The 25,022-nt window shown below is 45.7% G+C and carries 30 protein-coding genes; 19 read left to right on the top strand and 11 right to left on the bottom strand.

Annotated features, from left to right (window positions below; translation table 11 throughout):
- Positions 1–11 precede the first annotated feature (11 nt).
- Positions 12–668, top strand: coding sequence for a MarC family protein (locus EL216_RS02025; RefSeq protein WP_085389811.1), 657 nt, complete (start codon positions 12–14; stop codon positions 666–668).
- Between the two features lie 125 nt (positions 669–793).
- Here the strand turns inward: EL216_RS02025 and EL216_RS02020 are convergent, their stop codons facing one another.
- A complete protein-coding gene (locus tag EL216_RS02020; RefSeq protein WP_085389810.1) occupies positions 794–2,896 on the bottom strand; it encodes a lytic transglycosylase in 2,103 nt (700 codons plus the stop codon).
- A 166-nt stretch (positions 2,897–3,062) separates the two neighbouring features.
- Between EL216_RS02020 and EL216_RS02015 the strand changes: the two genes are divergently transcribed.
- Positions 3,063–3,779 carry a class I SAM-dependent methyltransferase gene (locus EL216_RS02015; protein WP_232005257.1) on the top strand — a complete coding sequence of 239 codons (717 nt, stop codon included), beginning with the start codon at positions 3,063–3,065 and terminating at the stop codon, positions 3,777–3,779.
- Between the two features lie 53 nt (positions 3,780–3,832).
- Here the strand turns inward: EL216_RS02015 and EL216_RS02010 are convergent, their stop codons facing one another.
- Both EL216_RS02010 and ttcA read right to left on the bottom strand, forming a co-directional pair.
- Complete coding sequence (locus EL216_RS02010) at positions 3,833–4,321, bottom strand: DUF456 domain-containing protein (protein ID WP_085389809.1); 489 nt, start codon at positions 4,319–4,321, stop codon at positions 3,833–3,835.
- A gap of 97 nt (positions 4,322–4,418) precedes the next feature.
- Positions 4,419–5,366, bottom strand: coding sequence for a tRNA 2-thiocytidine(32) synthetase TtcA (gene ttcA / locus EL216_RS02005; RefSeq protein ID WP_085389930.1), 948 nt, complete (start codon positions 5,364–5,366; stop codon positions 4,419–4,421).
- A 145-nt stretch (positions 5,367–5,511) separates the two neighbouring features.
- Between ttcA and EL216_RS02000 the strand changes: the two genes are divergently transcribed.
- From EL216_RS02000 to EL216_RS01930, 15 genes are all read left to right on the top strand, one after another.
- The gene (locus EL216_RS02000) at positions 5,512–6,255 is read left to right on the top strand and encodes a beta-ketoacyl synthase chain length factor (RefSeq protein ID WP_085389808.1); all 744 of its coding nucleotides are present in this window, start codon (positions 5,512–5,514) and stop codon (positions 6,253–6,255) included.
- Positions 6,252–7,010 carry a lysophospholipid acyltransferase family protein gene (locus EL216_RS01995; protein ID WP_085389929.1) on the top strand — a complete coding sequence of 253 codons (759 nt, stop codon included), beginning with the start codon at positions 6,252–6,254 and terminating at the stop codon, positions 7,008–7,010. The genes EL216_RS02000 and EL216_RS01995 overlap by 4 nt, the downstream gene beginning before the upstream one ends.
- Positions 7,007–7,267: a phosphopantetheine-binding protein gene (locus EL216_RS01990; protein ID WP_085389807.1), complete on the top strand. Its 261-nt coding sequence runs from the start codon at positions 7,007–7,009 to the stop codon at positions 7,265–7,267. The genes EL216_RS01995 and EL216_RS01990 overlap by 4 nt, the downstream gene beginning before the upstream one ends.
- Before the next feature lie 12 nt (positions 7,268–7,279).
- Positions 7,280–7,528 (top strand): acyl carrier protein, encoded by a 249-nt coding sequence (locus EL216_RS01985; RefSeq protein ID WP_085389806.1) that lies wholly within the window; start codon positions 7,280–7,282, stop codon positions 7,526–7,528.
- A 2-nt stretch (positions 7,529–7,530) separates the two neighbouring features.
- Positions 7,531–8,070 carry a COG4648 family protein gene (locus EL216_RS01980; RefSeq protein WP_085389805.1) on the top strand — a complete coding sequence of 180 codons (540 nt, stop codon included), beginning with the start codon at positions 7,531–7,533 and terminating at the stop codon, positions 8,068–8,070.
- 264 nt (positions 8,071–8,334) lie between these two features.
- Positions 8,335–8,988 (top strand): hypothetical protein, encoded by a 654-nt coding sequence (locus EL216_RS01975; protein ID WP_085389804.1) that lies wholly within the window; start codon positions 8,335–8,337, stop codon positions 8,986–8,988.
- A 4-nt stretch (positions 8,989–8,992) separates the two neighbouring features.
- On the top strand, positions 8,993–10,708 hold the full coding sequence (locus EL216_RS01970; protein WP_085389803.1) for an AMP-binding protein: 1,716 nt from the start codon (positions 8,993–8,995) through the stop codon (positions 10,706–10,708).
- Positions 10,709–10,713: 5 nt separating this feature from the next.
- A complete protein-coding gene (locus EL216_RS01965) occupies positions 10,714–12,024 on the top strand; it encodes an MATE family Na+-driven efflux transporter (protein WP_085389802.1) in 1,311 nt (436 codons plus the stop codon).
- Positions 12,025–12,140: 116 nt separating this feature from the next.
- Positions 12,141–12,857: a glycosyltransferase family 2 protein gene (locus tag EL216_RS01960; RefSeq protein WP_085389928.1), complete on the top strand. Its 717-nt coding sequence runs from the start codon at positions 12,141–12,143 to the stop codon at positions 12,855–12,857.
- Between the two features lie 63 nt (positions 12,858–12,920).
- A complete protein-coding gene (locus EL216_RS01955) occupies positions 12,921–13,502 on the top strand; it encodes an NMCC_0638 family (lipo)protein (protein WP_085389801.1) in 582 nt (193 codons plus the stop codon).
- Between the two features lie 16 nt (positions 13,503–13,518).
- Entirely contained in the window at positions 13,519–14,463 is a 945-nt protein-coding gene (locus tag EL216_RS01950; protein WP_085389800.1) for an LpxL/LpxP family acyltransferase, read from the top strand.
- Positions 14,456–14,893, top strand: a complete 438-nt coding sequence (locus EL216_RS01945; RefSeq protein ID WP_085389799.1) for an acyl-CoA thioesterase — start codon at positions 14,456–14,458, stop codon at positions 14,891–14,893. Before EL216_RS01950 ends, EL216_RS01945 begins: the two co-directional genes overlap by 8 nt.
- A 48-nt stretch (positions 14,894–14,941) precedes the next feature.
- Positions 14,942–15,670: a nitroreductase family protein gene (locus EL216_RS01940; RefSeq protein WP_085389798.1), complete on the top strand. Its 729-nt coding sequence runs from the start codon at positions 14,942–14,944 to the stop codon at positions 15,668–15,670.
- A gap of 15 nt (positions 15,671–15,685) precedes the next feature.
- Complete coding sequence (locus EL216_RS01935; RefSeq protein ID WP_085389797.1) at positions 15,686–16,282, top strand: LolA family protein; 597 nt, start codon at positions 15,686–15,688, stop codon at positions 16,280–16,282.
- 38 nt (positions 16,283–16,320) lie between these two features.
- Entirely contained in the window at positions 16,321–16,938 is a 618-nt protein-coding gene (locus EL216_RS01930) for an MlaC/ttg2D family ABC transporter substrate-binding protein (protein WP_085389796.1), read from the top strand.
- A gap of 128 nt (positions 16,939–17,066) precedes the next feature.
- Here the strand turns inward: EL216_RS01930 and EL216_RS01925 are convergent, their stop codons facing one another.
- From EL216_RS01925 to dapF, 8 genes are all read right to left on the bottom strand, one after another.
- Entirely contained in the window at positions 17,067–17,558 is a 492-nt protein-coding gene (locus tag EL216_RS01925; protein ID WP_085389795.1) for a peptidylprolyl isomerase, read from the bottom strand.
- A 77-nt stretch (positions 17,559–17,635) separates the two neighbouring features.
- The gene (gene trxB / locus EL216_RS01920) at positions 17,636–18,583 is read right to left on the bottom strand and encodes a thioredoxin-disulfide reductase (RefSeq protein WP_085389794.1); all 948 of its coding nucleotides are present in this window, start codon (positions 18,581–18,583) and stop codon (positions 17,636–17,638) included.
- A gap of 108 nt (positions 18,584–18,691) precedes the next feature.
- Positions 18,692–19,252 (bottom strand): hypothetical protein, encoded by a 561-nt coding sequence (locus tag EL216_RS01915; protein WP_085389793.1) that lies wholly within the window; start codon positions 19,250–19,252, stop codon positions 18,692–18,694.
- 308 nt (positions 19,253–19,560) lie between these two features.
- Entirely contained in the window at positions 19,561–20,052 is a 492-nt protein-coding gene (locus EL216_RS01910; RefSeq protein ID WP_085389927.1) for a prokaryotic membrane lipolipid attachment site family protein, read from the bottom strand.
- A 116-nt stretch (positions 20,053–20,168) separates the two neighbouring features.
- Complete coding sequence (gene cysK / locus EL216_RS01905) at positions 20,169–21,101, bottom strand: cysteine synthase A (RefSeq protein WP_085389792.1); 933 nt, start codon at positions 21,099–21,101, stop codon at positions 20,169–20,171.
- A gap of 132 nt (positions 21,102–21,233) precedes the next feature.
- On the bottom strand, positions 21,234–21,839 hold the full coding sequence (locus tag EL216_RS01900; protein ID WP_085389791.1) for a hypothetical protein: 606 nt from the start codon (positions 21,837–21,839) through the stop codon (positions 21,234–21,236).
- Complete coding sequence (locus tag EL216_RS01895) at positions 21,840–22,490, bottom strand: DUF484 family protein (protein ID WP_085389790.1); 651 nt, start codon at positions 22,488–22,490, stop codon at positions 21,840–21,842.
- 1 nt (position 22,491) lies between these two features.
- Positions 22,492–23,340 (bottom strand): diaminopimelate epimerase, encoded by an 849-nt coding sequence (dapF, locus tag EL216_RS01890; RefSeq protein WP_085389789.1) that lies wholly within the window; start codon positions 23,338–23,340, stop codon positions 22,492–22,494.
- Positions 23,341–23,935: 595 nt separating this feature from the next.
- Here dapF and EL216_RS01885 point away from each other — a divergent pair.
- Positions 23,936–24,283 (top strand): TonB family protein, encoded by a 348-nt coding sequence (locus EL216_RS01885; protein ID WP_085389788.1) that lies wholly within the window; start codon positions 23,936–23,938, stop codon positions 24,281–24,283.
- A 225-nt stretch (positions 24,284–24,508) separates the two neighbouring features.
- Positions 24,509–24,994 (top strand): NemA protein, encoded by a 486-nt coding sequence (locus EL216_RS01880; RefSeq protein ID WP_085389787.1) that lies wholly within the window; start codon positions 24,509–24,511, stop codon positions 24,992–24,994.
- Positions 24,995–25,022: the final 28 nt, after the last annotated feature.

Below are 25,022 nucleotides of genomic sequence, written 5' to 3'. Positions count from 1 at the left end.
GGATATACATAATGGGACTAGAAATCGGCAAATTGATACTTGCCTTCATGGTGTTGATTAACCCTTTTGGCGCATTGTCGATTTATTTAGATTTAACCCGTAATCTCAACACAAGAGAGCGCCGTAAAGTTGCACAATTAGCTTCATTAACAGTTTTGATTGTAATTACAGCATTTACCCTGACTGGCGGGGTAATTTTAAAGTTGTTGGGTATTAGTGTCGGCTCATTTCAAGTGGGTGGTGGTATTTTGGTATTATTGATTGCCATTTCTATGATGAATGGTGGCAATAATCCGGCTAAACCGGATGTCGGAACTGAGGAAAGTAATGATATTACCATTCAACCTAAGCAGGTGCAAAATATTGCTGCTATTGCAGTAGTACCATTGGCTATTCCTATGATGATAGGTCCGGGGGGAATTTCTACGGTTATTATTTATGCATCGGCAGCCAAAAATTATTGGGATATTTTTTCTATTCTTGCTGCTGGTTTGATTATTAGTTTGATTTGCTTTGCTGTACTAATGACTGCAATTAGTGTTAGCAAATGGCTGGGAGATACAGGCTTAACTATCCTTAACCGTATTATGGGTATGCTGTTAGCAGCTGTTTCTATTGAAATTATTGTTGCTGGAGTGAAAGCATTATTTCCTCAATTAGTAGGGTAGACTAAAACGGTAGTTTTAATAATTTATCAATGCTCAATAGAAAAAATATTCATATAAAAAATACCCAGCTATAAAATAAAGCTGGGTATTTTTATATTTTAAAATTTTTGCTGAAATTGAAATGATCAGCTTCCTATCAGTTTCAAGCGTTGACCTGGGGTAACTGAGCGAGTGTTACGATTCCAGCGACGGATATCATTAACATCAACATTAAAACGAGTAGCAATAGTATTTAATGTGTCGCCCTTACGTACAGTGTAAGAAACATTACGTACTACATTACGTTGTACAGGGGCTGCAGTAACTTTTAGAATTTGGCCTTTACGTATACTGTTACCCTTGATGTTATTTACAGTAATCAAATCAGCTACACTTAAATTATAGCGTTGGGAAATATTAAATAAGGTATCACCTGCAGCTACGCGATGAGTAGTAGCTGCAATTTGTTGTGCCGCAGCGTTAGCACGCGCTAAACGTGCTTCAGTACGTTGTTGTTGTTTGGTTCGGCTGGCAACTATACGATCAACTCTCGCTTTAGTGACAGTTTCTTCTTCCAACTGGGTAAGCGTATTTCTAATGCGGTCGATAGCATTAATGCGATCTTGTTCAGTATCATTTACCAAAGCCATTAACGCATCTTCAGATTCGGCAGCCACAGGAGAGCGGTTAGGTAATGGTAAAGGTTCAGATATCGCCAAGTCTATAGGTTTAGATGGCGCCGGCTCAGGAGCCGGTGCTATTGACGTTTGAGTAGGTAATGGCAGGGGTTCTGCTACAGCTAATACGTTTTCCTGAATATTTTTAATTTCAGTTTTATTTTTTGCTGTAACAGTTAAATCTTCCGGAGCTGCATTTTTTGCAACGAGAGATGCTGCTATAGAGATTGGGGTAGAAGAAGTAGCAATACGAGTTTCAGGAGAAGCTTTCGGTTTATTGGATATGATTGCAATAGGAGCCGATTCAGATTCGGATAGCTTGATATCATTGGCTGCGAGAGTAGTACGACTAACAGCATACTGCAGTGATGCAGTATTTTCACGATAGCTATCGGGAGTAATACTGGTGTTTCCATCCACACGAACATAATTAAAACCGTTATTTCTATTGATGCTACCTTTTGCAACCAATAAATTGCGTCCGTTAGCTAAAGAATTACGGCTTGTATTGTTCAGTCGCTTGAGCTCTGCAACACTCATACCTGCTTCGGCAGCAATTTTGCTTAACCGGGTTTTTCCGCCTGCCGTGTATAAATCCCAGGAAATCAAAGTTTCAGGTCTGGCATTGCGGTAATTTTTTTCAAAGGTAGAGGTTGCATGAACCGGCAGTAATAATTTACGGTTTGCTTTGGGTACAAATACAGGAGCGTTGAATGCGGGATTAAGGGCTAAAAATTCGCTTTCACTAATATTGGCTAAGCGAGCAATAGCATTTGTATCAATCGGCTTGTCGATGCTAACGGTTTTAAAGTAGGGTTTATTCTCAATTTCACTCAAGCCCATGCCAAAAGCTTGCGGGTTTTTCACAATATTGCGGACGGCTAGTAGTTTGGGAACATAATTGCGGGTTTCTGCAGGCATGCGCAGATTTTCATATACGGGAGCCAAACCTTGGGCCCGTGCACGGTTGATAGCACGGCTTACGTTGCCTTCACCCCAGTTATAGGCAGCCAAGGCCAATGACCAGTCCCCAAACATGCGGTGCAGATATTCAAGGTAATTCAGTGCGGCATTCGTAGCTGCGTAAACATCATGACGGCCATCGTATAGAGCAGTACGCTCCAATCCAAAGTGGCGACCTGTAGCAGGCATAAACTGCCATAAACCAGACGCACCGACATGTGATTTGGCTTTGGTAACAAATGCACTTTCAATAAAAGGCAGTAATGCAATTTCGGCAGGCATATTGCGCTTTTTAACTTCATTCGCAATATGGTACATATAGGGTTTGCTGCGATTTATTATGCGATCGAAATAAGCACGGCCCGCAGAGAATTTACTCTCATGGCGGCGCACGAGCTCGGAATTAACTTCGGCCATGCGGAAATCTTTACGCATGACATTCCACAAACTACCGGATGAAAGGTTTTTTTGTTCTTGGTCGAGCAGTGATGAGTTCAAGCGCATCATCGCCATCCCTACTTGGTTGGAAGGAGCGGCGTGGCTATATGCCGCGCCTGAAACCGCCGATACACCAGTAACGGCTAAGGCTATAGATTTTAGTTTTGCCATAGTCTTGAAATATACTGTTAATAGTGATTTTGAATGCAATGGATAGTAATGTCTGAATGAAATATCGTCAAGATGTTATTAAGAAAAATATTTGAAATAATTTAAATGTTTACTTTGTAAATCATGCCGTCTGAAAAGATTTTTTACGGTATAAATTTATGGCGGTATGATTATATATTTTGAAAAACAGGCTGATTTTATGACGGACAAGGTTTTTGAGAAATGGTTTACGGATACTCTGGTAGGGCGTTATACCGCACATCAAGAGCGTTGTTTTTTTTCACATAGTCTGAAAAGTATTCGAGCCGATAAGATAGTTCAGACGGGGATGGCAGAGTGGCTTGTGCCCTCTGAAAACATGATATGCATAGGGCGCGATGTTTTTATGGATGCATCGTCATTTGCCTTGGAAGACGAATCAATTGATCTACTATTGATGCCCCATGCGCAGGAATGTTGTGTAGAACCTGAAATTTTAGCGATAGAAGCATTCCGCGTTTTAAAGCCGGAAGGGAAAATAGTGCTTACAGGATTTAATCCTCATTCCCTATGGCATTTCAGCCGTTGGTTCGATGGCAACAGACTTCCTGAAAGACGAAGGTGCCGCCCGTTACATCAAGTGAAGCAACAATTCAAATCTTTGGGGTTTGAAATAGAAGGCGGGCAATTCATGGTGTATGTGCCACCCATTAATCATGAAACTTTATTAAAACTGTTGAGTTTTATGGAATTGGCAGGAAACCGTTGGTGGCCTGCTGGTGCGGCGGTCTATGGTTTGGTTTTGGTGAAGCGGGTAGCTGGCGTGCGACCTTTGCCGGAGTATGAGCAGGTGTTGGAGAGCGAAGGTGAAGTAGCTTTGGGAATTGCCAAATTGAAACTGTAACATTTAGTATTATAAAAGGCCGTCTGAAAACTTTCAGACGGCCTTTTTAAGATTTAAAACAAGCTGACAATACCTAAGACAGCCAGTGTCAAAAGAATGGTAAGTGCACAACTAACTTTGGCTATTACCCCGATAATAAAACCGATAAACGTGCCGATACTTACTTTTCCGGCCGACCATAAATCTTTACGCGCCCAGAATTCTCCGACGGCCGCGCCGGTTAAGGGGCCGAGCAGCAGGCCGGGCAGTGAGAAAAATGCACCGACAATGCCTCCGAAAAATGCTCCCCAAATGGCTGTTTTACTTGCTCCGGTGAATTTAGCACCCAACATGCCTGCTACATAGTCTAAAGCCATACCTGCGGCAGCAACGACTCCCAAAAAAATCAGTGTGCCTGTGCCGATGATTTGGTAATCGCCTACATAGGCAAGTATCCAAGCACCTGCAAACATTAGTCCTAAACCGGGGATGGCCGGGTAAATTGTGCCGAGCAAACCGGCCAGTAGAGCAATCAGACCGAGAATAATTAAAATGGTGGTCATGTAAGTTGTCCTTGATTTAAAAAGGCAAAACGGATAAGCAGATTATATTTGGATAAAGCAGGATGAAAGTCGAATCTTTTTAAGGCACTTTTGATTTTCACCCTTTCGGTTTGTTTGCCAGAATATTGATGATTTTTTTGGGGGTAGGCATTTCCACCCTGATTTCGTTACTATCGTCTTCGAGGCCGTCTGAAAAGCGTTGGGGCACGGTTTCGCGATCGAATGCCAAATCGCCGCCATATTTCAATTTCTGCCCGCGTTGCAGGCCGGCAAAGTCAAACAGTTCGGTATCGGCCAAATGTGACGGCACGACATTCTGCATGGCTGAAAACATAGATTCGATGCGACCGGGGAAACGTTTATCCCAATCTTGCAGCATTTCCTTGATTACTTGGCGTTGCAGGTTAGGCTGCGAACCGCATAGGTTGCAAGGAATAATCGGAAACTGCTTCGATTCCGCATAGCGTTCCAAATCTTTTTCTTTCACATAGGCAAGCGGGCGGATCACGATATGTTCGCCGTTGTCGCTCACGAGCTTGGGAGGCATGGCTTTGAGTTTGCCGCCGTAAAACATGTTTAAAAACAAAGTTTGCAAAATATCATCGCGGTGGTGGCCAAGTGCAATTTTGGTGCAGCCCAGCTCTTTGGCTACACGGTACAGCACGCCGCGGCGTAAACGGCTGCACAGCGAGCAAGTGGTTTTACCTTCTTCGATAACGCGCTTAACCACGGAATAAGTGTCTTCTTCGACGATTTTATAAGGAACGCCGATGCTTTCGAGGTATTCGGGCAAAACATGCTCCGGAAAGCCGGGCTGTTTTTGATCAAGGTTGACGGCAATCAGTTCAAAATCCACCGGCGCACTGGCTTGCAATTGCCGCAAGATGTCCAGAAGGGCGTAGCTGTCTTTGCCGCCGGAAAGACAAACCATGATTTTATCGCCGTCTTCAATCATATTGAAGTCATTAATGGCATCACCGACGGCATGGCGCAGGCGTTTGTTTAATTTATTGTTTTCGAGTTCGTGTTTTGATTTTTTAGACATTTCGGTAAAGCAGGGCAAACGGATAGGAAAGGGCAGAATTGTACCTGAAAACTTTCCGGTAATGTTCGGCATCCATTTGCAGGCCGTCTGAAAAATGACAGCCCCTGTGAATATAAGCTAGAATAGTTTAACAATTGTAATGACAATGCAATCAGGCATGAATCACTTTTCTTTCAATATAGTAGGTTGGCGGGCGGTTAGCCGTTATTTTTCCGAACGCGCACAATGGCAGGCATGGGTTTCAGACGGCCTGACCGGTAATGAAACCGAATACAAACCGGCGCTTTCATTTTTACCGGCGATGCAGCGCCGGAGATTGGGCGCATCTGCACGGCTGATGTTTGACGCTGCATGGGAGCTGGCGGAGCAGACTGAAAATTGTCCGTTGGTATTTGTTTCGCACGATGGCGAGTTAAACCGCAGTTTTGAATTATGGTTGGCTTTATTAAAAGAAGGCGATGTATCGCCGACTTCGTTCGGCTTATCGGTGCATAATGCATTAGCCGGGCAATGGTCGATGTTGCGCGGCGATATGAGTGAGAATACCGCTTTATCGGTACAACTCGACGGTTTGGAAACCGCTTTGGCCGAAGCATATGCGTTATTGTGCGAAGGGGCAGGGCGGGTATTGGTTGTTTTGGCAGACGATCCGTTGCAACCCCAATATACGGTTGAGGCCAAACGTGCACCGTTTCCTTATGCTTTGGCAATGTTGTTGGAAAAAGGCGGACACTATACCGTATCCATGATGCCGTCTGAAAATAACTGCTTACATCCGGTTAAACAATATTACGGTGCTTTAGATTGGATACGTTTCATGCTTTCAGACGGCCTCGAGCATATGCAGAATTACGGTTCCCGCCGTTGGCTGTGGCAGAAGCAAAAATGAACCGCTTGGACTGGTTGCGCCGTTTTATGGCCACGTTGTTCGGTTTCGTGCTTTTCGGTGTGGCCGGATTGATGTTTAAAATCGTTTTACTGCCTTATACTTTGAAAAGTACCAAAGGCGATATCAAACGGCAGCTAAAAGCACGACGGCTGGTGGGGCACATCTGGAAAGTTTTTGTGTGTTATACACAAATTTCCGGCGTGTTAGATGTGAAATTCGACGGCTTAGAAAAACTTGGCAGACCTGGGCAGTTGGTATTGGCAAACCATCCGTCGTTATTGGACGTAGTATTGTTGATTAGCCATGTATCGCAGTTGAACTGCATCGTAAAAAAAGATTTGCTGAACAACCCCGCCATGAAAAGTCCGATTCTCGCCGCAGGTTATATTCCCAACGAGGAATCCATGGAAATGCTGGACGAAGTGGATGCCGTATTAAAAAGCGGCCAAAGCCTGCTGATTTTTCCCGAAGGCACGCGTACAAAGTGGGACGGAAAAATTAAATTACACCGCGGCGCGGTATCGATGGGATTGCGCAGCGCTATGGTGATTACGCCCGTTTGTATTAAAATAAGCCCGCCTAATTTCAAAAAAGGCCAGCCTTGGTATAAAATCCCATCACGCAAAGTACATTACGAAATTACCGTCGGCGAAGACATCAATCCGCAAGATTGGCTTGCCGAAAAACCGTTGCCGATAGCTGCCCGGCGGTTGAATGATTATTTGCAAGATTTTTTCACACGGAACACAATATGAGTTTAGAAACACAAATCAAACAACTGATTATCGACAGCTTGGGTTTGGAAGACATCACTGCGGCAGATATTGAAACCGATGCCCCGCTTTTCGGTGATGACGGTTTGGGATTGGATTCAGTTGACGCCTTGGAATTGGGTTTGGCGGTACAAAAAACCTTCGGTTTTCAAATGGACGGCGAACAGCAAAACCTGCGCGAACATTTCGCCAGCGTGCAAACATTGGCCGACTTTGTCCGTAACCGGCAACAGGCTTAAAGGAGCAACGATATGACAGAACAGGAAATCCGCCAAATCTTGACTGATGCACTGGTTAATCTGTTTGAAATCGAGCCTGAACGCATCCGCCCAGAGACCAATCTCTATGAAGATTTGGAGATTGACAGCATCGATGCCATCGACCTGATCGATTACATCAAACGTCAAACCGGCCACAAACTGTTGGCGGAAGACTTCCGCAGCGTACGCACCGTCGAAGATGTCGTACAGGCCGTCTTAAAAAAAAGCACGGCTGAATAAACGTGAAAGCGGCAGGGCAGATACTGCTGGTTTTTCTCAGCATTGCATACCCGTTGTTGTGGTACTACGGCCGCAACAACGGTGTATTTTTTTGGCTCGCCGCCTTAATGTGCTGCCTTTGGCTGGTTCGTGCCGCTATCCAGAAAACCCGCGGGCAGCGGGTTGTTTCATTGATATTGGCTGCTTTTTTTGCCGCCGTTCTATTTTTCAGACGGTCTGACAGCATGTATTGGTATCCTGTCGCCGTCAACGCCTTGATGCTTACCGTATTCGGTAGCAGCCTCTTCGCCAAACAAACTCTTATCGAACGTCTTGCCCGTCTGCAACACCCCGACTTGCCTCCAGAAGGTGTGTATCATACCCGCCGCGTTACCCAGATTTGGTGCGGCTTTTTCTTCTTCAACGGTAGCATTGCCGCTTTGCTTATATATCTAGAGAAATTCGACTGGTGGGCGGTTTATACGGGCATTGTTTCGTATGTATTGATGGGCGTGTTGTTTGCGGGTGAGTGGGTTTACCGGAAAGTGGTGTTGAAGGTTTGAGGCCGTCTGAAAAGATTACTATGTCTGCATGGCAAGTTGTGTGATAAATATTTCTAAAGTGTGTCATCAGTTAGCATTACAGCGGTGTTTTCAGTCGAAATTCTACTGCCGCGTTGAAAGTGCTGAAGCTGGTAGAGTGGTCGCTGCAAACGTGGTTATATCGAATATTGAGCAATAGCTTGGCAGGGGTGGTTTGGAGTGGAATAAAGAGCCGCCTGAAAGCAAGCATCTGTTTGTGTTGGTTATTTAAGGTGAGGCAAACTAATGGAAATCATTCTTTCTTTTTTCAAAAGCATATTTTTCTTTTGGAATAGAAAAAACCTTAAAAAATATTTTCAAGGGGAATTTGAACCGACAGAAGAGGAATTGGTAAAAATACAATCTTTTTTCAAATATTTGGATGAATCGGCCCATCTTCGCGAACAAGATAGCAAAAAACAATATTTTTATGATTTAAACAGGCAGCTTGAGCAGAAAAAAATACCTTATTTCAAAGAGCTTTCTGCGGAAGAGTTGGACTTTTTAATGGAACGGAAAATAGGTTTGGACGGAATATTAGATGTTGTTTTTGCAAAAGGCGGCGAAGATGAAAAAATAAAACACGGCTATTGGCGGCGGAAAAGGCAAAAATTAAGATTTGATAATCCTGAAATAATAGGGTTCTTGATGATGGTAAGCATCTTAATAGGTTTATCAGTTCCGTATATTCTTTCATTTGGTATTGACTATACGTTACATGGTATTCAGTTATTACCTATTTGGTGTTGTGTAATTTGTTTTCTATGTTTTCCATTTATGATGATACCGGACAATATTTCAGAAGTATTTAAAAGGCTTAACCAAGAAAAGTACGCAGTTATCTTTCAAGGCATATCGAATGACGGCTCTGATAACGAAAGCAAAAAAACGGCGGTTTAGTTACATGATATATAACCTCTCTCAAGTCCTATCCCCAACCCTTCCGCAAACCACCTTAATCGCCACCGACCCCGATTGGACGCGCGCCGATTTCAACCGCGTCGTTATCTGCCTTTCAGGCCGTCTGAAAACACAAAACGTGCAAACTGCCGTTTTGTGGTTTGAAGATGCCGCGTTTTTTGCCTGCGCGGTGCTGGCGGCGTGGCATGCGGGGGCGAAGGTTTTGTTGCCGCCGAATTTGGCGCGGGACAATGTGGATTGGGGCAACACGGCGGATGTGTGGCTGACGGATGCGCCGCATGAAAAAGCATTTTCAGACGGCCTTCATGCCGATAAGGTTTACAGTATTCCCGCGATGTTGAGCGACATGCCGTCTGAAATCACGATGCCGGATAATCTGTTGATTCCTGCCGATGCCGAAGCCTGTCTGAAAACGTCTGGCTCGACCGGCGGGGCGCAGGTGATTGTGAAAACGGCGGCTCAAATGGAAGCGGAAGCGTTGGCTTTGGCAGAGGCCGTTCCTTTCGGGCGCGACCATCCGGCGGTTATCGGCAGCGTCAGCCCGCAGCATATGTATGGATTTACCTTTCGCTTTGCACTTGCGCTCACGATGGGTTGGACGATAGACCGCTTGCAAAATGTGTACCCCGAAACGCTGTTGGCGGCCACCGCAGCTTGCGGAAAATGTGTTTGGATTGCCAGCCCGGCGGTGTTGAACCGCTTGGGCGAAGCGCGCAACTGGCAGGCGGTGGGCGGTAGAGTAGCGGGGATTGTATCGGCTGGCGGCGCATTGCCCGCAGCAACCGCCGATTTGCTCGAAAAGTACGCCGTACGTCCTTTTGAGATTTACGGCAGCACCGAAACCGGCGTGATTGCATCGCGTCGCCACAGCATCGAATGGCAGCCCTTTGCCGCCGTGGAAATCGGGCAGGACGAAGACGGCGCGCTGTGGGCGCAATCGCCGTGGACAAACGGCCGCTTTCAAACCGCCGATATGGTGGAAATGCAGCCCGAAGGCTTTTTACTGCTGGGGCGGAAAGACCGGATTATCAAATTTGAGGACAAGCGCGTGTCATTAAACCAAATCGAACACGACCTGCTGGCACATGAATGGATTGCCGATGCCTATTGCGGCCAGCACCCCCAGCACAAACGCCCCGCAGTGTGGGCGGCGTTGAATTCAGACGGCATCCAAGCCTTGCAGGAACGGGGCAGGGCGGCGGTGGCGGCGGTTTTAAAACAGCACCTCGCCGCCACGCAAGACACGGTTGCCCTGCCGCGCTACTGGCGTTTTACCGACAGCCTGCCGCGCAATGCCCAATCCAAAATCACGGCGGCGGATTTTCAGACGGCCTTTACCGAAGCGCAAACTGCGCCCGTTTGGAAAGAAAGGCCGTCTGAAATTGCCGCAACCTATATGTTTGAAGGCCGCGTGCCGTTGGATTTGGTGTATTTCGGCGGGCACTTCGCCACATTTCCGCTGGTGCCGGGCGTGGTGGAACTGCAATGGGTGCGCGATTTGGCCGAACGGTTTGAATGGGGCAAACAAAACATCATCCGCGTGGAAAACCTGAAATACCAACAATTCCTGCGCCCGCATCATGAAGTGTTTGCAGAGTTGAAATACGATGCGGATAAAAACAAACTGACGTTTAAGCTGGAAAACCATGAAGCGGTGTGTGCTTCGGGGCGGATTGTGTTTGGGGCGATTAACGAGTAAAACCTGTGAAGAATTTTGATTTCAAACTGTGGTTTGCATTTTTACTTATCTTTTTCATTCCTTCTTTGGTCAATATTGTCAGGCTGCATTTTATCGGGAACATGCCTGACGAGTGGGGGTTTAATATTGCCAGCCAAATTCAATGGCTGAATATTTTGTATGAAATTGTAAAAGAAGCTTTTTTAATCCCTTTGTTTTTCATGTTGGCTAAGGCGCTGAAAGAAGGAGAAGAAAAGCTGTTGCAAAACACGGCGGGCGGGTTGATGGCGGTAACGTTTATACATGCCGTTTTATGCGTTGCGGTTTTCTTTTTTGCAGAGCAATTTCTTGCAGGCGTAAAGCAAACTCCGCAATTGATTGCCGATACTGCGGCATATATCAAGTTGGAATCCATAGCTATTTTGTTGTCGGTTGTGGTGGAATATTTGATTGTGTATCTGGCAATCATTAAAGATTTCAAGCGCATAATCCAGTTGTCGTTATGGAAAATGACTCTTCTCATTGGAACGGATATTCTGTTCATTTCGGAAATGCCTTTTTCGCTGGCTTTGGGTGTGAAAGGCATTGCGTTATCCAATATCTTAATCAATTCGATTTTGGCCGTTTTCGTGCTCTCGCACGGCCGTTTTCGGCAATTTTTTGCAGCGAACCGGCTGGGATTTGATTTGGATTGGTTTAAAAACTGGATGAGGTTGGGTTCTTTTTCGGGCTTGGAATCCCTGCTTAGAAATGCGGCGTTTGCTTTTATGATACTCGGTATGGTAAACCAAGTTGGCGAGCAGGGAGCTTATTGGGTGGCCAACAACATCATATGGGGCATTTTATTGGTGCCTTCGCTGGCGTTGGCCGAGGTAGTGAAAAGAGATGTAGCCAACAGCGTAGACGCCGTGCGCTTGAATACTCTGACTTATTTGAAATGCACGGTATGTTTTGTGTTGCTTTGGTTGGTATCCATCCCTTTGTGGAAGCCTTTTTTAACACAGGTTTTACAAGTGGGGCAGGCCGAAACCGTTTTGGAAATTATGTTGGTTCAAACCGCTTTTTATATTGTTTTTATGTTTAATTACAGCGTGTTGGATTCAACGATTAAAGGGCTGGGCGTAACCAGATACATGCTTTACCAATCTATTGTTGTAGATGTGGTTTATTATGGGGTGGTGTTCGCTCTGTATAAGGCAGGCGTTGTGCAGATGTCTTTGCTGAATATTTCGCTTATTTTCGGTGGGGGGATGCTCATCGATATGCTGCCGACGGTTTGGCTGTATGTGAAGACGCTCCGTAACCACAATATCCGCATTGCCGATTTGGTTAGATAATCTGCTTTTCGCAGGAGTAATAATATCTTTAAAAAAGCGAGTTTATGCCGTCTGAAACACAATCATCGATATTCGCAGATGGCCTAAAGTAGATAAATGACTGATAACACATGATTATGAAAACCCTAGCTCTGATCCCCCACTACAACCACCCGACCACCATCACCCAAGTTGCCCAAGCCATGCGCGGGTTCGGGTTGGATGTGCTGATTGTGGACGACGGTTCGCGGGCGGACTGCAAACCGGTATTGGACGCTTTGGCGGAACAGGACGGCATTCATGTTGTGTACCGGCCGGTCAACGGCGGTAAAGGCGCGGCGGTAAAAGCGGGGTTGAAATACGCCGAAGGGCAGGACTATACCCATGTTTTGCAGGTGGATGCCGATGCTCAGCACCATTTGGCTGACACGGAAAAGTTGCTGGCCGCTGCGGCGCAACATCCCGAAGCAGTTATATGCGGCTGGCCGCAATACGGCAGCGATGCGCCGAAATCGCGGCTTTACGGGCGTAAAATCACCGATTTTTGGAATATGGTGCATACGTTTTCCACCGATATAAAAGACGGCATGTGCGGTTTCCGCCTTTATCCGCTCGCCCCTGTGCTGGCTGCGGTGCGAGAAGAACGGGTGGGCGACCGCATGGATTTCGACACGGAAATCCTTATCCGCCTCTATTGGCGCGGCGTGAAACCGGTGTGGATTAAAACGCCGGTGAAATACGAAGCCGGCGGCGTGTCGCATTTCCGTGCGTTTGACGATAATGTGCTGATCAGCAAAATGCACGCGAGGTTGTTTTGCGAAATGGTGTGGCGGCGGTTGGGCGGGAAGCTGTGAGAGGCCGTCTGAATTTTTTGAATGGTAGTGCGGTCGATCAATGAAAAATAAGAGATAGAAATTATGGGTAAAGCGACTTTTACATTAACCGTATTGATGCTGCTGGCAGCGTGCGGAAAAAGCGGGGCGAGCGATTCGACGGAGAGGCCGTCTGAAAAAACGTATGCGCAGCAGGCGGTGAAGCTGTTTCATACGGCTTGTGTGGGTACGGGGGCAAACGAGGAAAAATTATCGGCTTGGGCCGAACAGGCTAAGTTGTTGGAGCTGGATGAGCAGCAGAAGCGGCAGTTTAACTTTGAGCCTGAAGCCAAACGGGCGTGGGGCATACATTCCGCGGAAGGCGGGCGCTTCTTTTTGGTTTCCGGCAAGGCATATTGTTCGGTAAAAGCGAAAATGGCCGACCAAGCTACCGTTGAAAGTGAAATGAAGGCATTGGCAGAACAAGTAACCGACTCGATGGGCTTGTCAAAGCGGGTGGTCAAAGAAGGTGTGCTGCCTAATGTGCCTACGGCGAAACAGACGGTTTACGCTTTGGAAAAACAAGGTGCGCCGTCGGGTATGATGTTATCGGTTTATACGGACAGCAGCCCCGAAGCCGGAGCGCAGGCAGGGCTGAATCTGCGTTTTATCGGTTCAGACCAATAACAGGCCGTCTGAAAATATGAATAAGGATACGAAAGCAAACGGACATTGGGCAGCTCAAAACGAGCGCGGCAACCGCCTGTTTTTGGGCATTACCACGCTGATGGTGAAATATCTGCCTGCGTTTCTGATGAACCCGTGCATTTGGTTTGTGGTGCTGTATTTCTACATCACTTCGCCCAAGCAGCGGCGCAATATTACGCGCTACCAGCAGCGGCTTCAGACGGCCTTTCTCGATGTGCGCCTGCCTGAAAAGATGCCGGTGTTGAGGCAGTTTGTGGCGTTTGGCGAGGCGGTGTGCGACCGTTTTGCGGTGTGGCAGCGCACCATCCGTTATGAAGATTTGGTGGTGGAAGACCCCGATAATATTTATGCGGACATGGAGCAGTGCAATTCGCGCGGGCAGATTTTTGCGTGTTCGCATGTGGGCAATGTGGAAATCTGCCGTGCGTTGGTGTCGCATCATCAGGGCTTCAGGCTGAATGTGTTGGTGCACAGCCGCCACGCGCAGGCGTTTAACGAGGCGTTGGCCAAAGCGGGGGCGGATGAAATCCAACTGATTCAGGTAACCGATTTGGATGCGGCGGTGATGATGGAGCTGCATAAGCGCCTTGATGCGGGCGAGTGGATTGCCGTCGCCGCCGACCGCATACCCGTGCGCGGGGAAAAAACGGTAACGGCGGATTTTTTGGGTGCGCCGGCAGAAATGCCGCAAGGGGCGTGGTTGTTGGCCGGTTTGTTGAAAACGCGGGTAAACACGCTTTTCTGCGTTAAGCAAAACGGGCGTTATCATCTGAAACTGCGGCGTTTTTTGGATACGGCCGATTGGAAGCGCAGTGAGCGCAGCGCAGCGGTACAGGCGGCGGCGCAGGGTTTTGCAGACGTATTGGCACGCGAATGTGCGCAAAATCCGCTGCAATGGTTTAATTTTTACGATTTCTGGAACGATGAACACAATGGCTAAACATGTTTATTGCCGCCACGGTATAGAATTGGAAGTGCCGTTTTTCGATGTCGATGCCATGCATATCGTGTGGCACGGCCATTATGTGAAATATCTCGAAGTGGCGCGTTGTGCGTTTCTCAGCGCCATCGGTTACGATTATCGGGAAATGGAGCGGCAGGGTTTTATTTGGCCGGTGGTGCAGATGAACCTGAAATATGTGAAGCCCGCCCGTTTCGGCCAAAAAATCCGCGTGGATTTGGCGGTGGTCGAAATCGAAAGCTGCCTGCGGATTGACTATACGATTGCCGATGCCGAGAGCGGTTTAAAGCTCACGAAAGCCGGTACCACACAGGCAGCGGTGTCGCTGCAAAGCGGCGAGATGCAGTTTGAAACCCCTCAAAGCTGGTTGGAAGCGGTAAGAAGCCATCCGACGTTTCAGGCCGTCTGAAAACGAGATTCCGGCGTGGGCGGCGAATTTAAGTATCAAGGAACCATCATGACTCTTTCCGAAATGCTCCGGCACCGCCGTGCCGTCCGCCATTACGATGCCGATCAAACCTTAAACAGCAGTAAAGTGCGCGAATGCCTCAAGCTGGCTCAACTGGCACCGAGCAGCTCCAATATGCAGCTTTACGAGTTTTACCATATCAGCAACCCCGACACCCTTAAACAACTTGCCCGGGCATGTTTGGGGCAGGGGGCTGCCGCAACGGCGCAGCAGATGGTGGTATTCGTTACCCGCCAAGATTTATACCGCAAGCGCGCACAAGCCGTGTTGGATTTCGAACGCGGCAACCTCAGCCGCAACAGCCCGCCCGACAGACTCCCCGGCCGTCTGAAAAAAATGGAATTTTATTACGGCAAACTGATGCCGTTTATCTATGCCCGCGGTTTCGGCTTGGTGGGTTTGTTGCGCCAAATAATCGCCCGCAGCATCGGCCTGTTCCGCCCGATTGTGGTCGATGTTTCAGAACAAGATGTGCGCACGGTTGTTCACAAAAGCTGCGGCTTGGCGGCGCAAACCTTTATGCTGGCGATGGCCGAACAAGGTTACGATACCTGCCCGATGGAGGGCTTGGATACCCGAATGGTAAAACGCATTCTCAAATTGCCGCGCGGCGCCGAAATCAATATGATTGTTTCCTGCGGCATACGCAAAGAAAACAAAGGCATCTGGGGCGAACGCTTCCGCCTGCCGTTTGAAGATGTTTACCGCGAAATTTAAGCAAGAAAGAACACGATGAAAAAACCGATATTTGCCGTTGCCTTAACCGCATTCAGCCCGCTGTTGTGGGCATTTTCAACCGCCGAACTTTCCCAAACCCTGCAAAAACCCGACAACGTGCAAGGTGCGTTTACCCAGCAGCGTTATCTCAAATCACTCAGCAAACCGATGACCACCAATGGCCAATTTGTGCTGGTGCCCAAACGCGGCATGCTGTGGCACATGCAAAAGCCGTTCGACAACCGCCTGCGCGTGCGTTCAGACGGCATCATGCAATGGAACGGCAAAAACTGGGTTGCCGCCAACACAAGCAAAATGAGCGGCCAAACGCAGCAAATCAAACTGTTTCTCGACTTGCTCGGCGGCAACACGCAAGGGCTGGAAAAGCAGTTCAACCTGCAACTTTCCGGCACGCAGCAAAAATGGACGCTGCGTTTAGACCCGAAAACCGCCCTGATGAAGCAGATCTTTACCCGCATCGACATCAGCGGCGACGATGTGGTGCGCCGCATCGAATTAAACGAAAAACAAGGCGACCGTACGGTTATGCAGTTTGAAAACGTAAAAACTGGTCAAAGTTTAGATGAATCTGCGAAACAGGCGTTACAGTAAAAGCTGTTGAAATATCCGGGTTTTGAAAAGGAAATTTTATGAATAAATTGATGACTTTACTGGCTGTACCTGCAATCGTGATCGCGGTCCCTTGCGCTGCCGCACAAACCACCGGACATCCTTCACAAGTGCAACTGCAACAGAATATGGATACCGTATTGCAGATAGCACGGAATAAATCTTTGAACGAGCAGCAAAAAATCAAACAGATCGAAGGCTATGCCAACCGTTATCTGGATTATCAACGTATCTCTGCATTGGCGGTCGGCTTGCCATGGCGGCAATTTACGCCCAAACAAAAAACCGACTTCATTGATGCGTTCAAAGAAATGATTATCGGTATGTATTCCCATTCTGCATTGCTGGGGGCCGAAGATGCTCAAGTCAAACTATTGCCGAAATTTGTTGAAAACGGCAAAAATAAAGTGGATGTGTTTACCGAAGTGCGCACTAAAAACGGTAAACAATACGAAGTAGCATATCAATTGTATCAAGTCGGTTCGGTATACAAAGTCTACAATATCCGTGTCGACGGAGTGAGCTTGGTTACAGTTTATCGTAACCAATTCAATGAGTTAATCAAACAAAAAGGTATTGACGGCACAATTGAAGTGCTGCGCAACAAAGGTTTGAAGAAAGCTGAATCTTTAAGCTGAGTTTTTAATCAAAGAGCTGCTTATTGATCGGAGGCCATCTGAAAATATTTTGAATTAATTTTTTCAGACGGCATTAAAACCCCTTGTTTTTACAAGGGGTTTTGTTTAAGCAATGTAAACCAATCTGATTAAACGATTTCAGCTTTGGTAATCACAACTGCATCTATTGGTACATCGGAATGATAGCCATGGTTTTTGGTTTTTACGCCTTCAATGGTATCCACCACATCTTGGCCTTCCACCACTTTACCGAATACGGCGTAGCCCCAACCTTGCAGGCTTGGCTCGGTATGGTTCAGGAACGTATTGTCTTTAGTATTAATGAAAAATTGCGAAGAAGCAGAGTGGGGCGCTTGTGTGCGCGCCATTGCGATAGTGTATTTATCATTCTTCAAGCCGTTTTGGGCTTCATTCTGAATCGGGGCGCGACCGGCTTTTTCTTTCATGTTTTCATCCATGCCACCGCCCTGAATCATGAAGCCTTTGATCACACGATGGAAAATCAGGCCATCGTAGAAACCGTCTTTAACGTATTGCTCAAAATTGGCAGCAGTAACCGGTGCTTTTTCGTGATTCAGCTCAATACCGATGGTGCCGAAATTGGTGTGCAGTTTAATCATGGAAATATTCCTTTCGTAGTTATATGAAATGCCAGCCGAGGCCGTCTGAAATGATTTCAGACGGCTTGTTGTTCAAATTAATTTTGGAGATCGAGCCAACGTTCCGCATCCAAAGCGGCTTGGCAGCCCGAAGCTGCACTGGTAATGGCTTGCCGGTAAGTAAAATCTTTTACATCGCCTGCGGCCCAAACGCCTTCAATATTGGTAGCGCCTACATTGTCGCTGCTGCCGCCTTTGGTTTTCAGATAACCGGCTTCGTTCATGTCGAGCTGGCCTTTGAAAATATCCGTATTAGGCTGATGGCCTATGGCAATAAATACGCCTTTTACCGTAATTTCTTCGGTGTGGCCGTCATTAAACTTCAAACGCGCACCGGTAACACCGTTGCTATCGCCAAGCACTTCATCCAAATGTGCATTCAGTTTCAAGATGATTTTGCCTTCTTCCACGCGCTTCATCAGTTTGTCCACCATGATTTTTTCGGCACGAAAAGAGTCTCGGCGGTGGATAAGGGTAACGGTATTGGCGATATTGGCCAGATACAAGGCTTCTTCAACTGCCGTATTTCCTCCGCCGACTACTGCTACATCTTGTTTTTTATAGAAAAATCCATCACATGTAGCACATGCGGAAACACCTTTCCCCGCGAATGCTTCTTCACTCGGCAAACCCAGATATTTGGCCGACGCTCCGGTAGCGACAATCAAAGCATCACAAGTATATTCGCCCATATCGCCTTTGAGTGTAAAAGGGCGGTTTTGTAAATCTACGGTATGAATTTGGTCGAAAATCATTTCTGTGCCAAAACGTTCCGCATGTGCTTGAAAACGCGCCATCAATTCAGGGCCTTGCACACCGTCGGCATCGGCGGGCCAATTGTCCACCTCGGTAGTCGTCATTAACTGACCGCCTTGGGCGATACCGGTAATCAGGGTTGGTTGGAGATTTGCGCGTGCGGCGTAAACCGCAGCAGTGTAACCGGCAGGGCCGGAACCGAGAATAATCAATTTGCTATGTTTGCTCATGCTTTTTCCTTGTTTTATATCAGTTTTCAGATGGCCTCAAATGAAAAAAGCTGTCTGAATAAGTAAAACAAAGCCGTTGAACAATATTTCAAACGGCCTCAAACTCATTTAACGTCGACGGCCAAAACTGCTGCGGCGAGCCGGTTTGCGGTAATTAGGCTGTGCTTTGTTGGTTTGGCGATAAGTTGGTGCGGCTGCTTTATTTTGTGCAGGAACTGTTTTCGTATTCAATTGTTGGCTGGTGCGGCGTTGTGCTTGAGCCGACTGGTAATAATTAGCCTGAGCACGGCGCACGGCAGGGGTATCAGCCTTGGCTTTTTGAAATTTATTTGCTAAAGCATTGCCGATAAACGCTCCGGCAGCAGCCCCGATCAAACTTTGCAGCAACCAACTACCGGTGGATTGATCGTAAATGTATTGTTGGCCGTCTTTGCCTGTTACAGGTTCGCCATTATTGCCATTGGCCAAAAATTCAGCGGGAATGGTTTCCTGAACCGCACTGGCAGCCAGTTCATAAACAGTATTGTCTTGCGGGCTATTTTGCTGTGCAAGTTGTTGTTGCAAAGCTTCGATTTGTTTTTGCTGCTGTTCAAGTTGAGCTTGAGTACTGTCTTTACAAGCAGCAAGTATAAATGCCGATAAAACTGTTAAAGCAAGGGTTCGTTTCATTATTGTTCCGTATAAGCTAGATGAACAAAGATAAGACGGCAATGTAGCCGAGATTTCCGATGAAATTCAATATGGGGGAATACATCATTTTATCAAGAATCAAAAAATAGAATTAGGATTTAAAATTCATATCGGTTTTGTTGTCAGTATTTATTAGGAGAGGATATAAGTTTTTTATATTTATATATTCGCATAATATTCGCATAATCATAATTATGTTAAATTATTGCTATAAATATATAACTACATCTCTAGAAAATTGGTTTAAATGATCAATCTTCAGAGATGCAGTTCAAATTTCAAGTCAACTATTGCAGCGGTTTCATATGCATCACTTCCATTAGGAAGTTTGTAAACGCCGGATTAGAAGGTTTATTTTTCATATTAGGCCAACGTTGTTTCCAGCCTTTCAAAGCATTCTGGATATACAATTTAGACTGCTCGGTAGTAATTGTACCGCGTTGGCTATCTACTGCAGAACGTAAATAAACTTCATACATGCTATCATCTACAGTATTACGTCCGACTTGCTGAATACGGAAACGGTTAAGATATTGTGCTGCTTGTACTTTGGTAATCTGTCCTTGGCTCACTTGATAGCTCAAACGGGTAGCTTCATCGCGAATTTTGGATACATCAGTCCAATGGTTTGCAGCCAAACGGTAACTTTCCGACGGTTGCTTTTTCACATTAGTCGGGCGAACGGGCACTTCTCTCAGTGTCGGCATATAAATAGTTTCGCAGCCGGCAAGTGCCCCCAATAAGAATAAGAGTGTGATATGCTTTTTCATACCACACATTATAATCAGATTTAACAGATAATCCAACAATCAATCACAGGCATTTGCATCACGCTAGATTGTTCATACTAACTAAAAGGCCGTCTGAAAGCGGCCTTTGAAATATCATGGAAATATTATGCTAAATCAGCAAATAATGGTGTAGAAAGGTAACGTTCACCATAAGAAGGAATCAGCACAACAATCAATTTATCTTTGTTTTCAGGTTTTTTTGCCAATTCCAAAGCACTCCATATTGCTGCACCTGAAGAAATACCGACCAGAATGCCTTCTTTTGCAGCTGTCGCACGGGCGGTTTCAAATGCTGCTTCATTCGATACTTTGATAATTTCATCATACACTTCGGTGTTCAAAATGCTTGGCACAAACCCTGCTCCGATACCTTGAATCGGATGCGGCCCCTTCTCTCCTCCACTCAATACAGGCGATGCTTCGGGCTCTACTGCTACAATTTTTACTTCTGGCTTGCGTGTTTTCAAGACTTCGCCTACTCCGGTAACCGTGCCGCCGGTGCCCACGCCGGCTACAAAAATATCTACTTGTCCGTCAGTATCGCGCCAGATTTCTTCGACGGTGGTTTTACGGTGAATCTCGGGGTTGGCTTTATTATCAAACTGACGCGGCATAAAGTAACTTTCCGGATTTTCATCCACCAGGGACTGTGCTTTGGCAATTGCTCCGCCCATACCTTCTGCGGCGGGAGTTAGGATCAATTCCGCTCCGAAAGCACGCAATAGCATACGGCGTTCTTTGCTCATACTTTCAGGCATAGTAATAGCCAATTTATAGCCGCGTGCGGCGCATACCATTGCTAATCCGATACCGGTATTGCCACTGGTGGCCTCTACGATAATGGTGTTCTTATTAATTTTGCCGGCCTTTTCCGCTGCTTCAATCATTGATACGGCAATACGGTCTTTAACGCTGCTTCCCGGGTTGAAAAATTCCAATTTGGCAACTACGCGACCGGGCAACCCTTCACTTAAGCGATTCAGTTCTACCAGCGGGGTATTGCCGATTAAATCGGTAATATTATGTGCGATGTTCATGTTTTTGCTCCTAAAGGAAGTCAATAAATTTCGATAGGCGGCATCTTACAAGTTATGCCGTCTGAAAAACCAATATCTAATTTTTCTTTCTTTATAACTTTTGGTTGTATAGTTTTGCTTTCAGACGGCCTATTAATACCGTATCTGCAAAACGGCTATCAAAACACAGGCCGTCTGAAGAAACAGAGCAAGCAATAACCCCAGCTTCAATTGACTGCTGCTGAAGCGGTTTGCCTGTTCATGCATGATATAACTGCGGTGCAGATAAAAAACACTTATGATAACGGCTTGCATACCGAACCAATATAAAGGTTTCAATACATACATTTGTAAAAGTGCGGGGAAAACATACGGTGTAATGCCTGCCGGGAAACGTGACCATACTGCAAGTGCCAACATTGCAGATACTATAGTCATCAGCATCCCGCTTACTGCAAACAGGCTTAAAAAGCTATTGCTACCTTCAGCATGCCACATTGCTTTTTCGTCAGGAATTTTTTTCCAGCGGTTTACAAAGAAAAACAAACTTGCCAAAGTGATGTAGAAATGTGGAATATACAATGTAATCAGATGGGTAATGCCCCAAATACCCGGTATCAGACGAGCACCGACTGTTCCGAAGCCTAACCATAAAAGTATACTGCCCCACATCCATTGGAATTCATCTGATTTATAGGTTGCAGTAAAAAATATGGATATGTAAGCAGCTAAAATCCATAAATCCAAACTTACAGCCATTTAACGGTAGCCCATAATGCGTGACAATGCCGTTCCGATTGCTTCGGCCATCCGTTCAATCCACTCTGTTTCCAAACCTTCGGCAAAGCGGTTTACATCTGTATCGGCAGCCAACAATACCGCTCCCGTTTTGTTTCCGATAGGTACGGGCAGTTGCAAGAAACTTTCCGGCACAATTTCACTTTGGGGCAGTAAATTCCGCATTTCTTTGCTGATTTTATTACCCAGAACAGGTTTTTTCAGTGCTGCGATTTCCGAACGCGCTTTATGGCCGGCTACCAATATTTCTTCCGGAATTCGTGCTTTGTTTTTGGGTTCTGCAACCAATGCCAACTTAAATTGGCTTATCCCGAAACCGTCTTTCAATACTTGATATAACGCCTGCACCAATTGGCCGATTGTATTTGCTTTTAGTAATTGCAAATCCAATGCTAACAAACGTTCAATCGTTACTTTGTTAGCTTCCGAATCGGTCAGCATATTTTCAAGCTGATCGGCCATTTTATTGATTTTTAATTGGGATGCTACAAGCTGTGCTTGGGCGAAAGAACGGATTTTTTCATCCCGTAAGCGAATGCCCAATTTATCGGCATGCTCCGCCAGAAAGTCAGGATGAGCTTTTAAAAATTCTAAAATGCTTTCTTTATCCATATTAGTATTTCAACTCACCTTCAAAAACGGTTTCAACAGGACCAGTCATTGTTACATCACTACCCTCTTTCCATGTTATATATAGATCGCCACCGGGTAAACTAACGCATATTGGTTCTTCGGCATCCAATAACCCCAAACGGATACCTGCTACTGCGGCTGCACATGCTCCGGTGCCGCATGCCTGAGTTTCTCCCGTTCCGCGCTCATAAACACGCAAGCAGATATGCCGTTTATCCAATATCTGTACAAAGCCGACATTCACTCTCTCGGGAAATTGTTCATGCGATTCAATGATTTCCCCCCAGCTCTCCACCGGTGCGGTTTCTACATCTTCTACTACTATAACGGCATGCGGATTTCCCATGTTTACACAACTTACCGGAATCGATTCCAAACCGGCCAATACGATATGTGTTAAAGCATCCGCTGCTTCTCCTGCGGCAGGAATAAACGGTATTTCAGACGGCATGAAACGCGGTTTTCCCATATTTACCGAAACCAAACCGTTTTCCGCCAAACGGGGTACGATCACGCCATGTGCCGTTTCAACGATGATTTCATGCTTATCTGTTAATCCTTTATCGAGCACAAAACGTACGAAACAACGTGCTCCGTTGCCGCACTGCTCTACTTCGCTACCATCCGCATTAAAAATACGGTAGCGGAAATCTACCGCATCGGAATCTGCTTTTTCCACTAGCAACAATTGGTCGAAACCGACTCCGAGGTGGCGGTCTGACCAAAGGGTTAACGGTGCTTCTTTAGGGTTGAATGACTGATTGATACCATCTATTACCATGAAATCATTACCCAAACCATGCATTTTGGTAAATTTAAGCGTTTTCATTGCCTTTTCCTTCAAGCAGACTCTGTATTCTCTTATCTATTAAGATTTTAAGACGGCCTTCATATGTCGAAGATAAATCAAAGGCCGTCTGAAAACTGAAAGATTTTACACTATATCACTATGATTGTTTCCTGTTTTGCTGTTCGTATGTCGAAAGCTTTGATAAATATGCTGACAATAATCTAAAGAAATATAGGAAAAAAGAAAATATGAATTTCATCGTTGTACAAAAGAGACAAGCGGAAGCTTAATAAGATAATCGGTATTTTATTATTTTTGAAAATGGTATCATCAAAACAAAAAGTAGAAAAACATATAACTATTTGTTTATAAAAAATTATTAAATAAAAATATTCATTCTCTCAAAAAAACGAAACAGTATTTTTCAAGCAGAAAACAACCGTTTGTCAAAATAAAAATCCGATTATCTTCATTCTTGTATTGCAAAGTTATTTCTCTGCATGCAGAATACATATTCATACAAACATACAGATGCTTTACATCTATTTGATCGGTAATTTATGCCCAAGCAAAAAACATACGGCACAAAAAGCACATTACCCATTTAAATGCATTACTAAACGAGGACAACACCATGAATACCCGCCGCATTCTTTCTACATTGACTGCTTTTGCTTTGTTGGCAGGTTCCCAAGCAGCACTGGCAGAAAAAGTATCGTTTTATCAAAGAGCCTCCGAAGCCTCTGCCCCGATTTCCGGTAATGTTGCCATGCGTTTAACCATCGGTATCGACGGTGCCGTAAGCAATGCACGTGTTGTTCGCAGTAGCGGCTCCAAAGTTATCGACGCAGACGCAGTAAAATGGATGGAAGCCCAATTTATGCGCCCTGTAACTAAAAACGGTGATCCTATTGAATTCAGCGTTGTGAAAGAAATCAATTTCAGCACTTCATCTGTTATTCAAGCCAGTTTGAAACGCTGATGATCGGTAATCATTCATTCTTATTCCGTAGCCTTAAAAGGCATTCCTGACGAACAGGAATGCCTTTTCCGTTGTTTAGGTTAGATTACCGGCTGAAATTTAATGATAAGGGAAAGTTTTCATATATAGCTCCAATATAAAAAGCAGGTTCTTTACCAACACTAACATAAGTGGCCTGAAAATACCGATATACTTATTTTTATTTATATTATTGAGGAGCAATCCATGAAACACATTCTCCCGGCCGCTTTGATTACCGGATTATTTTCAGCTTGTACGGTCGGTACCCCTGGCATGTCTGTCGGTGTCGGTGTCGGTACTAATATCGGTAGACACGTGGGGTTGGGCACTTCTATTAATATTCCGGTAGGCTTGGAACGCACTCGAAGCAGTAAAACCACGGGTGGAATCAATGTAATAGAAGAGCAAATCATTACTCATTTCGATGCCAAGGGCAATGCCAGCAATCAAGCCGTCAAAGGAGGTTTTTACCGTCAGTTAATCAGTAAACACGGTAATGAATATATCGTGCAGGATTTTTATGGTGATAATGGCAAAAAGCGCACAGACCCCTACACCCTACCCCGCAACCGTTTATTGGATTTCCGTGCACACCCAGTTGACGGTACTTTGACTACTTATGCTTATAATGGCAACGTAATGCAGCAACAGGTTTATCAAAATGATAAATTAATTAGCGCACGCTATTAATTGAAAACCTTCAAAACAAAGGCCGTCT

Source organism: Neisseria animaloris (genome assembly GCF_900637855.1).
Taxonomy (GTDB): domain Bacteria; phylum Pseudomonadota; class Gammaproteobacteria; order Burkholderiales; family Neisseriaceae; genus Neisseria; species Neisseria animaloris.
The sequence above is the reverse complement of the archived record's forward strand: the minus strand, read 5'-3'. Positions and strand labels throughout refer to the sequence as shown.

Bases quoted from the DNA above. Each gene is read 5' to 3' on its own strand.
- dapF (WP_085389789.1), bottom strand. From the start codon at position 23,340: ATGAAAACGCTTAAATTTACCAAAATGCATGGTTTGGGTAATGATTTC.
- EL216_RS01990 (WP_085389807.1), top strand. From the start codon at position 7,007: ATGAGTTTAGAAACACAAATCAAACAACTGATTATCGACAGCTTGGGT.
- EL216_RS01950 (WP_085389800.1), top strand. From the start codon at position 13,519: ATGAATAAGGATACGAAAGCAAACGGACATTGGGCAGCTCAAAACGAG.
- EL216_RS01915 (WP_085389793.1), bottom strand. From the start codon at position 19,252: ATGAAACGAACCCTTGCTTTAACAGTTTTATCGGCATTTATACTTGCT.
- EL216_RS01995 (WP_085389929.1), top strand. From the start codon at position 6,252: ATGAACCGCTTGGACTGGTTGCGCCGTTTTATGGCCACGTTGTTCGGT.
- EL216_RS02000 (WP_085389808.1), top strand. From the start codon at position 5,512: ATGCAATCAGGCATGAATCACTTTTCTTTCAATATAGTAGGTTGGCGG.
- EL216_RS01925 (WP_085389795.1), bottom strand. From the start codon at position 17,558: ATGATTAAACTGCACACCAATTTCGGCACCATCGGTATTGAGCTGAAT.
- EL216_RS01935 (WP_085389797.1), top strand. From the start codon at position 15,686: ATGAAAAAACCGATATTTGCCGTTGCCTTAACCGCATTCAGCCCGCTG.
- EL216_RS01960 (WP_085389928.1), top strand. From the start codon at position 12,141: ATGAAAACCCTAGCTCTGATCCCCCACTACAACCACCCGACCACCATC.
- EL216_RS01910 (WP_085389927.1), bottom strand. From the start codon at position 20,052: ATGTGTGGTATGAAAAAGCATATCACACTCTTATTCTTATTGGGGGCA.
- EL216_RS02015 (WP_232005257.1), top strand. From the start codon at position 3,063: ATGATTATATATTTTGAAAAACAGGCTGATTTTATGACGGACAAGGTT.
- EL216_RS01985 (WP_085389806.1), top strand. From the start codon at position 7,280: ATGACAGAACAGGAAATCCGCCAAATCTTGACTGATGCACTGGTTAAT.
- EL216_RS01955 (WP_085389801.1), top strand. From the start codon at position 12,921: ATGGGTAAAGCGACTTTTACATTAACCGTATTGATGCTGCTGGCAGCG.
- EL216_RS01880 (WP_085389787.1), top strand. From the start codon at position 24,509: ATGAAACACATTCTCCCGGCCGCTTTGATTACCGGATTATTTTCAGCT.
- EL216_RS01895 (WP_085389790.1), bottom strand. From the start codon at position 22,490: ATGGATAAAGAAAGCATTTTAGAATTTTTAAAAGCTCATCCTGACTTT.
- EL216_RS02020 (WP_085389810.1), bottom strand. From the start codon at position 2,896: ATGGCAAAACTAAAATCTATAGCCTTAGCCGTTACTGGTGTATCGGCG.
- EL216_RS01885 (WP_085389788.1), top strand. From the start codon at position 23,936: ATGAATACCCGCCGCATTCTTTCTACATTGACTGCTTTTGCTTTGTTG.
- EL216_RS01900 (WP_085389791.1), bottom strand. From the start codon at position 21,839: ATGGCTGTAAGTTTGGATTTATGGATTTTAGCTGCTTACATATCCATA.
- ttcA (WP_085389930.1), bottom strand. From the start codon at position 5,366: ATGTCTAAAAAATCAAAACACGAACTCGAAAACAATAAATTAAACAAA.
- EL216_RS01975 (WP_085389804.1), top strand. From the start codon at position 8,335: ATGGAAATCATTCTTTCTTTTTTCAAAAGCATATTTTTCTTTTGGAAT.
- EL216_RS01945 (WP_085389799.1), top strand. From the start codon at position 14,456: ATGGCTAAACATGTTTATTGCCGCCACGGTATAGAATTGGAAGTGCCG.
- EL216_RS02010 (WP_085389809.1), bottom strand. From the start codon at position 4,321: ATGACCACCATTTTAATTATTCTCGGTCTGATTGCTCTACTGGCCGGT.
- EL216_RS01930 (WP_085389796.1), top strand. From the start codon at position 16,321: ATGAATAAATTGATGACTTTACTGGCTGTACCTGCAATCGTGATCGCG.
- EL216_RS02025 (WP_085389811.1), top strand. From the start codon at position 12: ATGGGACTAGAAATCGGCAAATTGATACTTGCCTTCATGGTGTTGATT.
- EL216_RS01940 (WP_085389798.1), top strand. From the start codon at position 14,942: ATGACTCTTTCCGAAATGCTCCGGCACCGCCGTGCCGTCCGCCATTAC.
- EL216_RS01970 (WP_085389803.1), top strand. From the start codon at position 8,993: ATGATATATAACCTCTCTCAAGTCCTATCCCCAACCCTTCCGCAAACC.
- trxB (WP_085389794.1), bottom strand. From the start codon at position 18,583: ATGAGCAAACATAGCAAATTGATTATTCTCGGTTCCGGCCCTGCCGGT.
- cysK (WP_085389792.1), bottom strand. From the start codon at position 21,101: ATGAACATCGCACATAATATTACCGATTTAATCGGCAATACCCCGCTG.